This is a genomic window from Bradyrhizobium betae, from assembly GCF_004123905.1.
Classification (GTDB): Bacteria; Pseudomonadota; Alphaproteobacteria; order Rhizobiales; family Xanthobacteraceae; genus Bradyrhizobium; species Bradyrhizobium betae_A.
On sequence record NZ_MZXW01000021.1, the window covers coordinates 52,718 to 64,753 of the forward strand.

The 12,036-nt window shown below is 64.1% G+C and carries 12 protein-coding genes; 4 read left to right on the plus strand and 8 right to left on the minus strand.

The window, feature by feature from the left end; translation table 11 throughout:
• Positions 1 to 17 precede the first annotated feature (17 nt).
• Genes B5V03_RS18480 through B5V03_RS18490 form a run of 3 tightly spaced genes read left to right on the plus strand, consistent with a single transcriptional unit; the run spans position 18 to position 2,792 of the window.
• Entirely contained in the window at positions 18 to 1,076 is a 1,059-nt protein-coding gene (locus tag B5V03_RS18480) for an ABC transporter substrate-binding protein (RefSeq protein ID WP_164988111.1), read from the plus strand.
• Positions 1,073 to 1,933 (plus strand): ABC transporter ATP-binding protein, encoded by an 861-nt coding sequence (locus B5V03_RS18485; RefSeq protein WP_129271837.1) that lies wholly within the window; start codon positions 1,073 to 1,075, stop codon positions 1,931 to 1,933. Before B5V03_RS18480 ends, B5V03_RS18485 begins: the two co-directional genes overlap by 4 nt.
• Positions 1,926 to 2,792: an ABC transporter permease gene (locus B5V03_RS18490; RefSeq protein WP_129271838.1), complete on the plus strand. Its 867-nt coding sequence runs from the start codon at positions 1,926 to 1,928 to the stop codon at positions 2,790 to 2,792. The genes B5V03_RS18485 and B5V03_RS18490 overlap by 8 nt, the downstream gene beginning before the upstream one ends.
• Here the strand turns inward: B5V03_RS18490 and epsC are convergent.
• The 6 genes from epsC to B5V03_RS18520 are packed head-to-tail and all read right to left on the minus strand — an operon-like array spanning position 2,789 to position 8,250.
• Positions 2,789 to 3,715 (minus strand): serine O-acetyltransferase EpsC, encoded by a 927-nt coding sequence (epsC, locus tag B5V03_RS18495; RefSeq protein ID WP_129271839.1) that lies wholly within the window; start codon positions 3,713 to 3,715, stop codon positions 2,789 to 2,791. The genes B5V03_RS18490 and epsC overlap by 4 nt on opposite strands.
• Positions 3,716 to 3,761: 46 nt before the next feature.
• Positions 3,762 to 4,334 (minus strand): flavin reductase family protein, encoded by a 573-nt coding sequence (locus B5V03_RS18500; RefSeq protein WP_129271840.1) that lies wholly within the window; start codon positions 4,332 to 4,334, stop codon positions 3,762 to 3,764.
• A gap of 41 nt (positions 4,335 to 4,375) precedes the next feature.
• A complete protein-coding gene (locus B5V03_RS18505) occupies positions 4,376 to 5,608 on the minus strand; it encodes an acyl-CoA dehydrogenase (protein ID WP_129271841.1) in 1,233 nt (410 codons plus the stop codon).
• A gap of 23 nt (positions 5,609 to 5,631) precedes the next feature.
• Entirely contained in the window at positions 5,632 to 6,636 is a 1,005-nt protein-coding gene (locus B5V03_RS18510; protein WP_129271842.1) for an NrtA/SsuA/CpmA family ABC transporter substrate-binding protein, read from the minus strand.
• A 13-nt stretch (positions 6,637 to 6,649) separates the two neighbouring features.
• Positions 6,650 to 7,381, minus strand: coding sequence for an ABC transporter ATP-binding protein (locus B5V03_RS18515; RefSeq protein ID WP_129271843.1), 732 nt, complete (start codon positions 7,379 to 7,381; stop codon positions 6,650 to 6,652).
• Positions 7,378 to 8,250, minus strand: a complete 873-nt coding sequence (locus tag B5V03_RS18520) for an ABC transporter permease subunit (protein ID WP_206736167.1) — start codon at positions 8,248 to 8,250, stop codon at positions 7,378 to 7,380. The genes B5V03_RS18515 and B5V03_RS18520 overlap by 4 nt, the downstream gene beginning before the upstream one ends.
• 265 nt (positions 8,251 to 8,515) lie before the next feature.
• On the opposite strand from B5V03_RS18520, the gene B5V03_RS18525 reads away from it, so the two are divergent.
• Positions 8,516 to 9,607 (plus strand): LLM class flavin-dependent oxidoreductase, encoded by a 1,092-nt coding sequence (locus B5V03_RS18525; protein WP_129271844.1) that lies wholly within the window; start codon positions 8,516 to 8,518, stop codon positions 9,605 to 9,607.
• A 1-nt stretch (position 9,608) separates the two neighbouring features.
• Here the strand turns inward: B5V03_RS18525 and B5V03_RS18530 are convergent, their stop codons facing one another.
• Together B5V03_RS18530 and B5V03_RS18535 are read right to left on the minus strand one after the other, a co-directional pair.
• Positions 9,609 to 10,949 carry an LLM class flavin-dependent oxidoreductase gene (locus tag B5V03_RS18530; RefSeq protein WP_129271845.1) on the minus strand — a complete coding sequence of 447 codons (1,341 nt, stop codon included), beginning with the start codon at positions 10,947 to 10,949 and terminating at the stop codon, positions 9,609 to 9,611.
• Between the two features lie 45 nt (positions 10,950 to 10,994).
• Positions 10,995 to 11,960, minus strand: a complete 966-nt coding sequence (locus tag B5V03_RS18535; protein WP_129271846.1) for an aliphatic sulfonate ABC transporter substrate-binding protein — start codon at positions 11,958 to 11,960, stop codon at positions 10,995 to 10,997.
• Positions 11,961 to 12,036: the final 76 nt, after the last annotated feature.

Genomic DNA, 12,036 nt, shown 5'->3' on the forward strand with positions numbered 1-12,036 from the left:
GCAATGGAGTGAAGCCAATGAAGATCGCTATCTCTGCGTTGCGTCGTCTGGTTGCCGGCCTGCGGGCAAGAGGTCGACAATTCGGCCTGGCCGGCCTTGGCCTGACCGCTCTTGTCGGCAGCGCCATGGCCGAGCCGCAGCTCGAAAAGATCGAGATACGCTACCAGGGCTGGGCCGGGCAGGTCACCTTTATCGAGCTGGCCGACGATCTCGGCTATCTCGCGCCGCTCAAGCTGAAATGGATTGGCAACACCATCAGCGGTCCGCAGGACATCCAGACCGTCGTCACCGGCGACATCGACATCGGCGGCGCATTCTACGGCGCGATCATCAAGCTGATTGCAGCCAAGGCGCCGATCAAGGCGGTGGTCGGCTATTACGGCTCGGACGACAACACCTACAACGGCTATTACGTGAAGGAGGACAGCCCGATCAAGTCTGCGCGCGACCTGATCGGCACGAAGGTCGCCGTCAACACGCTCGGGGCGCATCTCGAATTCGTGTTGCGCGAGTATCTGGCGCGCAACGGGCTCACGCCCGCCGAGGCGAAGCAGGTGACGCTGGTCGCGATCCCGCCGGTCGCGGGCGAGCAGGCGTTGCGGCAGGGGCAGGTCGAGGTGACCACGCTGAACGGCATTCTCCGCGACAAGGCTCTGGAACGCGGCGGTATCCGCAGGCTGTTTGCGGATACCGACATCTTCGGGAACTTCACCGGCGGCTCCTATGTGTTGCGGGACAAGTTCATCAAGGAGAACCCCAACACCTCCCGCAAGTTGATCGAGGGCGTCTCGCGCGCCATCGCCTGGGCGCAGACCACCCCGCCGGAGGAGGTGCGCGCACGCTTCGAACGCATCATCGCGGATCGCAAGCGCAATGAGGACGCCACTCCCATCAAGTACTGGAAGAGCACGGGCGTCGCGACCAAGGGCGGCGTGATCGGCGATGGCGAGCTCCAGGTGTGGATCGACTGGCTGGTCAAGGACGGGCTCTTGAAGCCGGACCAGCTCAAGCCGTCGGACCTCTACACCAACGAGTTCAACTATTTCCGTCCCGGCAAGACCGCGGAGGCCAAATGACATCGGCCAAGATTTGCTTCGAGCACGTCCGCAAGGAGTTTCTGGTCCGCGGCAAGGATGGCGGGCCCGCGCAGAGCTTTACCGCGCTGGAGGATATCACGCTGGACGTTCGTGCCGGCGAATTCCTGGCGCTGGTCGGGCCGAGCGGCTGCGGCAAGTCAACCTTGCTGGATCTGCTCGGCGGACTGGCGGCGCCGAGCAGCGGACGCATCCTGCTCGATGGCAAGCCCATCGAGGGACCGGCGCGCGATCGCGGCATCGTGTTCCAGCAATACGCGCTGTTTCCCTGGCGCACGGCCGCGCAGAATGTCGAGTTCGGGCTCGATATCGCCGGTCTGAAGGCCAGGGAGCGGCGGGAGAGGGCACTGCTCTATCTCGATCTCGTTGGTCTGTCCGGCTTTGCCGACCGCTATCCGCACGAGCTGTCGGGCGGCATGAAGCAACGCGTCGCAATCGCACGAAGCCTTGCCTACGATCCGGAGGTGCTCCTGATGGACGAGCCCTTCGCCGCGCTCGACGCCCAGACACGCGAGACGCTGCAAGGCGAGCTGCTGCGAATCTGGCGCAGTACCGGGAAGACCATCCTCTTCATCACCCATGGCATCGATGAAGCTGTCGTCCTTGGTCAGCGCGTGGCGGTGATGACCTCGCGTCCCGGGCGGATCAAGCAGATTGTCGACATTCCCGCCGAGCTGCACAGCGAGACCGAGGACGTTCGCTCGCTGCCCCAGTTCGGGCAAGTCCGGCACGAGGTGTGGTCCTTGCTGCGCGATGAAGTGTTGAAGGCGCAAAGCTCTCAAGCGGCGACATCGGGCGGCGGGCGGGTCGCCAAGGCGAAGGAGTTGGCCCATGTCTAATCTGGAAATCCTGACGCTGCTGGAACTGGCCGAGGGGAGTCCGAAAGATCGGGCCAGACAACGTGCCGGCGCGGTTGCGACCGCGACGGGCAGCCTGGTGCGATGGTTCGGCACCATCGGGCAACGATACCTGTTACTGCTGTTGTTCCTGGCCCTCTGGGAGACGGCGCCGCGCCTCGGTCTCATCGACGTGACCTTCCTGCCGCCGTTCTCCGAGGTGATCGCCGCAGGCTGGCAGCTCGCGCAGACCGGGGAGCTCTATGACGATGTCGGCGCCAGCCTGCTTCGAGCCCTGAGCGGCTTCCTGATTGCCATTGCTCTGTTTGTGCCGCTGGGGGTCTTGACGGGATGGTACGCCCGACTCGGCGATCTCCTGAACCAGATCATCGAGATCGCGCGCAACACGGCGCCGCTGGCGCTGCTGCCGGTCTTCATCCTGCTGCTGGGGATCGGCGAGCTCTCGAAAGTCACCATGGTGGTCTACAGCTGCGCCTGGCCGTTGCTGCTGAACACGATCGCCGCGGTCCGCCAGGTCGATCCGCTTCTGGTCAAGTCGGCACGGACGATGGGCGCAACGCCGAGCCAGCTGTTCCGGAAGGTGATCCTGCCGGCCTCACTGCCGACGATCTTCGTCGGCATTCGCTTGGCAAGTGCCTCCGCGATGCTGGTGCTGGTAGCCTCGGAAATGGTCGGCGCGAAGTCGGGGCTCGGCTATCTCATCATCAACAGCCAGTACAGCTTCCTGATCCCGCAGATGTATTTCGGCATCCTCGGAATCACCGTGATTGGTCTCGTCTTCAACGCCATTCTCGAGGCGCTGGAACGCCGTTTGATGCGCTGGAAGGCGCCGGCCGTCTAACCCTGCTTGTTGCGGGCAGTTGCCTGCGTCACGATGCTGTTTGGCGGCACGTCCTGGGTCACCCAGACGTTGCCGCCGATGGTCGAGCCGCGGCCGATGGTGATCCGGCCCAAAATCGTGGCGCCGGCATAGATGACGACGTCGTCTTCCACGATCGGATGGCGGGCGTCGCCCTTGATCAAACTGCCATCGTCGTCGGTCGGGAAGTGACGGGCGCCGAGCGTGACGGCCTGATAGACGCGGACATTGTCGCCGATGATGGCGGTTTCGCCGATCACGACACCGGTGCCGTGGTCGATGAAGAAACCCGAGCCGATGCTCGCGCCGGGATGAATGTCGATCCCGGTGCGGGTATGCGCGATCTCGGCGATCAGGCGGGCGACAAGCCGGGCGCCCAGTCCGTGCAGGATATGGGCGAGGCGGTGATGAATGATCGCCGTCATTCCGGGATAGCCGATCAGGATCTCGGGAAAATTCCGGGCGGCCGGGTCGCCGACGAAGGCGGCCCTGAGGTCGTTGATGAGGAGCCCGCGCACGATCGGCAGACGCGAGCCGAAGGTCCGTGTCAGTTCGACGGCGTCCTCGCGGCGGAAGCCAGCGGTGAGCTCGTCGCCGATGAAGAGGGCGCCGCGATGGATCTGGTCGCACAACGAGTCCATGGCGACACTGAGCGTGTTTCCGACGAAATAGTCGATGTTCTCGCCGTCGAGCTCGGAGCGACCGTAATGCCGCGGAAACAGCGCTGCGGTGAGGCCATTGAGGACCGCCTCCAGCGCATCGCGCGAAGGGGCCTGGCGTGCTTCGCCGTCCCTGCGAATGCTGTGTGTCTCCTCCCGGGAGACACGTAGTTCGGCCACGATCCGGTCGAGCTGCCACCGCCTGGTGGTTGGCTCCAGGTCCGCTGTCGGAATTTCGCGTTTCATGCTGCCCTCGTTTGATGCCGGAGATCGAGAAGCTGCAGGAGCTCTCCTACCTGACATGCGCCAGGGGGATGCTGATCTCGGCGAGCAAATCCAGATCGAAATCGTGCTTTATCTCGATGTATTGACCGTTCCAGTATACCAGTCCCGACAGCTCGGGCGACAGTTCAAAGCTTAAGATGCTGCCGACGATGATCCCATGCGAATATCGCTCGATGATCTCCTCCACCTGGCACTCGACCGTCGCCAGTGAATTGCCAAGCAGAGGGACGCCGGATACCCCAGCCGTCCAGGCGACGCCTTCATAGCGCTGCGCCCCCTTCAGCCTGCCATTGCTGAACCGGCTGGCAAGCTCCTGCTGGTCGGATCCGAGGATGTTGACCCCGAACACCCTGTGACGCTCGATCGGGGCAAATGACGAGGCCTGCCGGTTGACGCTGACGAGCACGCGCGGCGGACTCGCACTGAGCGACGTCAGGGACGTCACGGTCATCCCCGTGATGTCGTTGTCACGGCCGGCCGTGATGATGCTGACGCCGCCGGCGAGGCGGCGCATGACGGCGCGGAACTGATGCTCGATCTCGTTGCTATCAGTGACGAGATGGATATCCGATCTTCCCATGTCCTGACCTCCCTGTGTCGGACGCGAAGGCGTTCTCCAGCCTAGAAGAAGCCCTTCGCCGGCAGCGGGGTGCCGCTGATTTCGTATTGGCCGATCGAGCGCGCCTTGTAGGTGGTGGGGTTGTGCGAGGATAGCGTCCGAGCGTTGCGCCAGTGCCGGTCGAAATTGGTGACCTTCTTGGTCGCGGATGCGCCGCCGACGTCGAACAGCAGACTGCCGCCGCGGATGGCGAAGTCGTCGGCGACGATCTTGGCCTTGGCCGAGAGCAGGGCGGCGGTGTGGGCCGCCTCCGCTGCATTGGCGGCGCCGGCGTCGAACGCGTCGGTTGCGATGTCGAGCGCCTCGGCCGCCGCCAGCACCACGGCCTCGGCCGCGAAGGCTCCGCTGGCGATCTGGCCGACGGTCTGCTGAAGCAGGGGATCGTCGGTCGGGATCTCGGTCGGCGCGTAGTAGAAGGTGCGCTTGCGCGAGTGGATCAGGGCGGTGGCGTCGCGCAGGGTCGCGCGCGCGATGCCGGCTACGATCGCGGTCAGGAACAGCTGGGCGAACGTGTTGGAGTAGGGCACGCCATAGCCGGATTCGGGCTCATCGAAGACTACCTCTTGGCGCCTGACCTTCACATTGCGGAAGTGCGTCGTGCCGGTCGCCGTGAGCCGTTGCCCGAGACCGTCCCAATCGTCGACCAGCTCGATGCCCTCGCGCTTGATCGGAACGATCGTTGCTCCGGTCGCCCCGGACGGATCGGCGGCGCGGATCAGGACATAGTCCGAGTACAGCGTGCCGGTGCTGTAATATTTGGTGCCGTTCAGCAGGTAGTCACCTTTTCCGTCGGGCGTGAAAGTGGTCCCCGGCGTGACATTGCCGACGCGCGGGCTTTCGAGCTCGGTGGTGGCGAGCCCGATGATCGCGCCTCCCGCGACGGCCTTCTGCCAATCGCGGCTCTGCTCGTCCTTGGGCGTGCGCACCAGCCGTTCCACCACGCTGAAATGATTGCGCAGGATATGCGCCACATTGGCATCGGCCTCGCCGAGACGGATGACGAAGGCGAAGAGATCGCGGATCGTGCTGCCCGCGCCGCCGGCGCTCACCGGCAGCCGCAAGGCGCCGAGACGGGCGCGGCGGATGAGATCGATGACCTCGAAGGGGAGCACGCGATCGCGTTCCCGCGCGCTCGCGCCTTCCGCGATCTGGTTGAGGAGCGCTTCCAGTTCCGGTGAGCCGGTTTTGAGCGGCTCGGATGAGTTCAGGGAGGGAGCGGATACGGTCTTGTTCATTGTCTTGGCCTGTTGAGATGGTCTCAGAGTTGCGCGAGATGGTCGGTCACCTTGACCGGCTCGGGCAAAACCTTGCGGGCGACGAGCCAGTCGGCGGCCTTTTGCAGCTCGCTGATGAAGCGCTCATCGTTGACCGCGAAGTAGCGGTACTGACGCTTCAACGCGATGAACTGATCGCGGACCTCGTCGCTGTACTTGCCAGCCTTCTGGGCGATGTACTCGGCATCCTTGCCGTTCTCCGAGATCCATTTTCCCTCCGCTCGGAATGCCTCGTTCACGGCGCGCACCAGCGCGGGATTCTCGGTCGCGAATTTGCGGGTGGTGAGGTAGGAGGTGTAGTCGATCTGGAAGTCGAGGTCGCGGCCCTCCAGGAAGATGTCGTGCGCCTTGTAGTCGAGCCGTGCGATGTCGACCCCGGGACTCCACATTGACCAGGCATCGACCTTGCCGGAGGCGAGTGCGGGTGCCGCATCGGGCGGATTGAGATAGACGAACTTGACCTTCGACCGGTCGACGTTGTGCTTCTCGAGCGCGGCCACCAGCAGGAATTCGCCGAGGCCGGAGCGGTTGACCGCGACCGACTTGCCGACGAGATCCTCGACCTTGTCGATGCCCGAGCCGTCCTTGGCGATGATCGCCGTGGTGCGGGGCTCGTAGACCACGAACTGGGTGAACACCAGCGGCGAGCCGGCGATGATCGCGGCCAGCGCGGGCGTCGTGCTGCCGCCAAAGCTGAAATCGGCGCTGCCGCCAGTGACCGCCTGCAACGTCGGCGCGTGGTTCGGGAAGGGCCCGAGCCATTCGACCTTGACGCCGTCCTTGGCCAGCACCTTCTCGAACTCGCCCCGCTCCTTGGCGATCAGATTGAGGCCGCTCAGGCCCCAGGTCAGGCGAACGGTATCCGTGGTGCGACCGGTCGCGGCCTCGGCGAAATCGCCGATGTTCATGCCAGCAAGCGCACCAATTCCGAAGGCTGCGGAGCCGAGGAAGCCGCGCCGCGATGGTTTGGCGATCCGGGAGTGAGACATGGGGACTTTCCGGTCAACTGGTTGGAGAATGGGACACCACGCCAAGCTCGCGGAGCAGGTCGGCGCGCGAAATAGTTGCCGAGCCGCCGCGGACGGCGCGGTGCTCGAAGGCAATGGCGCCGTTCCGCATCACCAGGATACGGTCGGCGAGCGCAATCGCCTCGTCGACGTCATGGGTGACGAGAAGAACGCCCGGCTGATGATTGGCGACGAGCTCGCGGACGAGCTCATGCATGCGAATGCGGGTGAGCGCATCCAATGCTGCAAACGGCTCGTCGAGGAGCAGAAGCTCGGGCTGCTGGACCAGTGCGCGGGCGAGCGCGACGCGCTGGGACTGTCCACCGGAAAGATTGCGCGGCCAGTCGTCGAGACGGTCGCCGAGGCCGACCTCGGTCAGCGCTTCGGCCGCGCGCTCCCGCGCGTCCGGCACCTGCAGGCCAAGCGAGACGTTGCGCCAGAGGTTGTCCCAGGGCAGGAGCCTGTGCTCCTGGAACACCACGGCCGGGCGACGAGGCGCGACGATGCGTCCGCCTTGAATGGCATCCAGACTCGCGAGTGCCCGCAGCAGTGTCGTCTTGCCGCAACCGCTCTCGCCGAGCAACGCGACGAACTCGCCCCGCTCGATGCGGAGGTTCAGCTTCTCGATGACCACCCGACTGCCGTAGCTGCGAAGGAGATTGCTGACCACGACAGCCGGTCCGGCTTCGAATGAGGCCGCCGGCAGCGCAGCGACATGCGCGTTCATCGTGCTGCTCCATAGTTTGGATGCCAGGCGAGCAGACGCCGTTCGAGGAAGCGCGCAATGCCGTCAGCCGCAACGCCGATCAGCGCATAGATCACGATCGTCAGCACGATCACGTCGGTGCGCAGGAATTCACGTGCGTCCATGGCCAAAAAGCCGATCCCCGATTGTGCACCGATGGTCTCAGCCACGACCAATGCGAGCCAGGCCGTTGCCAGCGCGTAGCGCACCCCTGTCAGGATCGACGGCAATGCGCCAGGAAGGATAATCCGGCGGATCAGCTGAAGGGAGCTTAGGCCCTGCACGCGGCCAAGCTCGAGCAGCTTCGGATCGACCTGGCGGATGCCGAGCACGGTGTTGATGTAGATCGGAAAGGTCACGCCAAGCGCGACAAGGAAGATCTTTTGGGTCTCGCCGACGCCGAGCCACACGATGACGAGTGGCAGGACCGCGAGGAACGGAATGGCCCGGATCATCTGTACGCTGCGATCGATCGCCGCTTCCGCAATCCTGGAGAACCCGACGAGAATGCCGAGCGTGGCGCCGACCGCGGTGCCGATCACGAAGCCAGACACCGCTCGCAGCAGGCTGACGCCGAGATCGTTCAGCAGTGTTCCGGTGGTCGCAAGCTTGAACGCGGTCCGGATCACCTTGCTCGGTGCGGGCAGCACGTGTGGCGACAGCCACCCGGCCTGGGCCAGCCATTCCCAAATGATGACCACCGCGACCGGTGCGAGCCATGACAGGAGCTGAAGCCCGCGAGCACCAAGCTTGGCTTTCGATACGGCCCGAGCGCCTGCCGTGTCGCTGCCCTGCGACGATCGCCCGCTGTTCGCGGCGATCGCGGTCCGGCCGATGCCGCTCAGTTCCATATTGCTCAAGACAACAGACCTCGTTTCTCGCGCTGCATGTGAGGCAGGCGATATGACGACAACGACTTGCCATCGTTGCAAAATGTCCCACGAAATTGGACCGACAGAAATAGAGGGGAATTTCAATTGTCATCGGGTACGGAGTGATCTGCTGTCGTCGCAGCGTCGCTGAGCGACAAAGAAAATCTTTTGATGCGCGTCTGCTTGATCTTGCGCCTGGCATTGGCGAGAACGCGCTGGGTTCAGGGAGTTACGGGAGATCAAGATGACGGTTGCACCGCTTCGCTTCGGCATCTGGGCGCTGGTGCACGGGCCACGTGCCGCGCATCAGGATCCGGAAGAGCCCTATGACGCCTCCTGGGAACGCAATCGTGATCTGATTCTTGCTGCCGAGGAACTTGGCTACGACTCCACGCTGATCGCGCAGCACACGATCAATCCGCATCAGGAGGATCTCGATCAGCTCGAAGCATGGAGTGCGGCAGCAGCGATCGCGGCGCAGACCAAGCGCATCGAGATCATCGCTGCAATCAAGCCGTATCTCTATCATCCCGTCGTGCTCGCCAAGCTGGCGCTAGGGATCGAGAATATCAGCCGTGGCCGCTTTGCGATCAATCTGGTCAATGCGTGGAACCGGCCCGAGCTGGAGAAGGCGGGGATCGGATTTCCTGAGCACGATGCGCGCTATGCTTACGGCAAGGAATGGATCTCCGTAGTATCCCGCTTGATGGAGGGTGAACGCCTCAATTTTAGTGGCGATCACTTCAACATCTCAGACTACGCGTTGCGTCCGACCAGCCTCTATCGCAAGCGGCCGGCCATCTATGTTGGCGGGGAATCCGAGCCGGCGCGCGATCTCGTCGCCGGCCATGGCGACGTCTGGTTCATAAATGGCCAGCCGCTTGACGACGTTGCCGGTCTCATTGCCGATGTCGCGTCCCGTCCGCGCGGTTCGGCGCCGCCATTGCGCTTCGGTCTCTCCGCCTTCGTCGTGGCGCGCGAAACCCGGGACGAGGCGCAAGCCGCGCATGAGCGGCTGCTCAGCCTTGCGGCCAAGGATGCGCCGATGAAGGCGATCCAGAAGCAGAACACCGATCCGAAGGTCGTGATGATGCAGACCATGCAGAAGACGCCGCGGGTCGGCAGCAATGGCGGCACGGCCGCGGGGCTGGTCGGCAGTTACGACGAGGTGGCGGCACGCATCGAGGCGTTCCATGCCGCTGGCATCGAGCTCTTCATGCTGCAATTCCAGCCTTTCGAGGCCGAGATGCGACGCTTCGCGGAAGAGATCATCCCCCGGGTTCGGGCGAGACAATCAACCGGGCCTTCCCAGAGGAACGCCCGGTCGCTGGGGTAAGTCAGGCCGACGCGACCTCCGGGGCTCGCTTTGCGAAGCGGCTGACGGGCCGCGCCAGACCGAAATGGTCGCGTAACGTCGTGCCCGTGTATTCGGTCCGGAACAGTCCCCGCTTCTGCAGGATCGGCACCACGGTATCGACGAAGGTCTCCAGCCCCGTGGGCAGAACGTCCGGCATCAGGTTGAAGCCATCTGCGGCGCCGGCCTTGAACCAGGCCTCGATATCGTCCGCGATTTGCTCTGGTGTGCCCACGATGATGCGATGACCAACGCCGCCCCCGAGCGCGCGGATCAATTGGCGGACGGTGAGATTGCCGCGGCGGGCGATGTTCACGGTGCCCTGGAACATGGTGTGATTGGCATTCGCCGGAAGCGGCAAGGGATCGGGAAGCGGTTTGTCGAGATCGAGCAAAGCAGGGTCGATCTGAAGCGTGCCGGCGAGGCGCGCCAGGCTGTATTCGATCGGGACCAGTTCCCAGAGCTCGTCCTGCCGACGCTTTGCTTCGGCTTCCGTGCTGCCGATGATGGTGGCAAGGCCCGGCAGAATGACGATGGAATCGCCGGAACGTCCGTAGGCCGCAGCCCGCGTGCGCAGATCGCGCGCATAGGCAACGCCTTCCTCGATCGACTGTGCCAGCGTGAACACCGCTTCCGCATAGGCCGCGGCGAAGTCGCGTCCGTCATTGGAGCCGCCGGCCTGCACCGTCACCGGCCGTCCCTGCGGCGAACGCGGGACGTTCAGCGGTCCGGCCACCGTATAATGCGGGCCGCGATGCGCGATCGGGTGCACCTTCGATGTGTCGACAAATCGCGCGCTCGCCTTGTCGCCGACGAAGGCGTCGTCCTCCCAGCTGTCGAACAGGGCATGGACGACGTCCGTGAACTCCTTGGCGCGCTCGTAGCGGGCCTTGTGCTCCAGAGCACCTGTGAGGCCGAAGTTGCGGCTTGAAGCGGCATCTGCGGTCGTGACTGCGTTCCATCCTGAACGTCCACCGCTGGCGTGGTCGAGCGTCACGAAGCGGCGCGCGATATTGTAGGGCTCGTTGTAGGTTGTGGACACCGTTCCGATCAGGCCGACATGCTTCGTTGCGGCGGCCACCGTCGCCAGCACGATGGTCGGCTCCAGCGACGTGAACGACCGGTAGTCGATGCGATCGTTCACCGCCGGTGAATCCGCCAGGAAGATTGCGTCAAACTTCCCGCGCTCCGCAGTTTGCGCAACACGCACATAGTGGCCGAGATCGAAGAAGGCGCGTGGATCGCTGTCCGGCAGTCTCCAGGCCGACGGATAGACGCCGGAGTGAAGCAGGTTGACGTTCAGGTGCAATTGGCGTGGCGGCATGGGGATTCCGAAAGTCAGCGGCCTAAGCCGCAAGTAGAGCGGAGATCAGGACCCCTTCGGGGACCAGATCTTGATGGCCGTGGTGTCGATCTTCACGGGGATCAGACCCTCGGCGTGGAACGCATCTGCAATGCGCTGCTGCTCGGACAGGCCAGGGCCGGTGACCGCGCCCACCTGATAGGAGCGGTGGCTATTGGCCTCTTCGACCGTCGCCGCATCGATCCCCCAGAGGCCCGCAAGCAATGTGGCGGCGTCCTTCGGCTGAGCCTTCACCCATTTTCCGGTCGCGGAGAGTTTTGCGAAGATCACGTTGAGCGCTTCGGCGTGCTTGTCCGCATAGGCGGCCGAGGCGAGATAGTAACGCTTGTAGCTGGCGAGCCCGTTACTGCCGTCGGACAGGATGTGGCCCTTGGTCTGGTGCAAGGCGCTGGTCAGGAACGGATCCCAGGCGACCCAGGCATCGACATTGTTGCTGACGAAAGCCGCGCGACCGTCGGCCGGCGTCAAATAGGCAGGCGTGATGTCCTTGAAGCTGAGCCCCGATTTCGCCAGCGCCGCGAGCAGCAGATAATGGCTGCCGGCTCCCTTGGTCACCGCGATCTTCTTGCCCTTGAGCTCGGCAATGGTCTTGATGGTCGAGGATTGCGGGACGACGATCGCCTGCGCCGCCGGCGAGGCGGCTTCCTCCGCGACATAGGCGAGCTTGGCGCCGGCGGCCTGCGCGAAGATCGGCACCGTGTCGGCGACGTCGGCGCCGAAATCGATGCTGCCGATGTTGATGGCTTCGAGCAGCGGCAGACCGCTGGTGAATTCGTGCCAGGAGATGGTGATGCCGAGTGGCGCCAGTGCCTTTTCCAACTCGCCGTTCGTCTTCAGGATCGCCGTCAGCGTCGAGGATTTTTGATAGCCGATGCGGATCTCTTCGGACGTCGCGGGCTGAATCGACGCCATGGCGAAGATGCTGAGTGCGGCCACGGCGAGGGCCCGCAGGCGGGAGGTGAAACCAGACATGAACAATGATCCTGAAGCTGAGCCGCTTTGGCGACGCGTTCGACAAACTGCAGGCCGCAATGTGCAGGCAAGCTAG

Coding starts and splice junctions, on each gene's coding strand:
- B5V03_RS18480 (WP_164988111.1), top strand. CDS start 18: ATGAAGATCGCTATCTCTGCGTTGCGTCGTCTGGTTGCCGGCCTGCGG.
- B5V03_RS18485 (WP_129271837.1), top strand. CDS start 1,073: ATGACATCGGCCAAGATTTGCTTCGAGCACGTCCGCAAGGAGTTTCTG.
- B5V03_RS18490 (WP_129271838.1), top strand. CDS start 1,926: ATGTCTAATCTGGAAATCCTGACGCTGCTGGAACTGGCCGAGGGGAGT.
- epsC (WP_129271839.1), bottom strand. CDS start 3,715: ATGAAACGCGAAATTCCGACAGCGGACCTGGAGCCAACCACCAGGCGG.
- B5V03_RS18500 (WP_129271840.1), bottom strand. CDS start 4,334: ATGGGAAGATCGGATATCCATCTCGTCACTGATAGCAACGAGATCGAG.
- B5V03_RS18505 (WP_129271841.1), bottom strand. CDS start 5,608: ATGAACAAGACCGTATCCGCTCCCTCCCTGAACTCATCCGAGCCGCTC.
- B5V03_RS18510 (WP_129271842.1), bottom strand. CDS start 6,636: ATGTCTCACTCCCGGATCGCCAAACCATCGCGGCGCGGCTTCCTCGGC.
- B5V03_RS18515 (WP_129271843.1), bottom strand. CDS start 7,381: ATGAACGCGCATGTCGCTGCGCTGCCGGCGGCCTCATTCGAAGCCGGA.
- B5V03_RS18520 (WP_206736167.1), bottom strand. CDS start 8,250: ATGGAACTGAGCGGCATCGGCCGGACCGCGATCGCCGCGAACAGCGGG.
- B5V03_RS18525 (WP_129271844.1), top strand. CDS start 8,516: ATGACGGTTGCACCGCTTCGCTTCGGCATCTGGGCGCTGGTGCACGGG.
- B5V03_RS18530 (WP_129271845.1), bottom strand. CDS start 10,949: ATGCCGCCACGCCAATTGCACCTGAACGTCAACCTGCTTCACTCCGGC.
- B5V03_RS18535 (WP_129271846.1), bottom strand. CDS start 11,960: ATGTCTGGTTTCACCTCCCGCCTGCGGGCCCTCGCCGTGGCCGCACTC.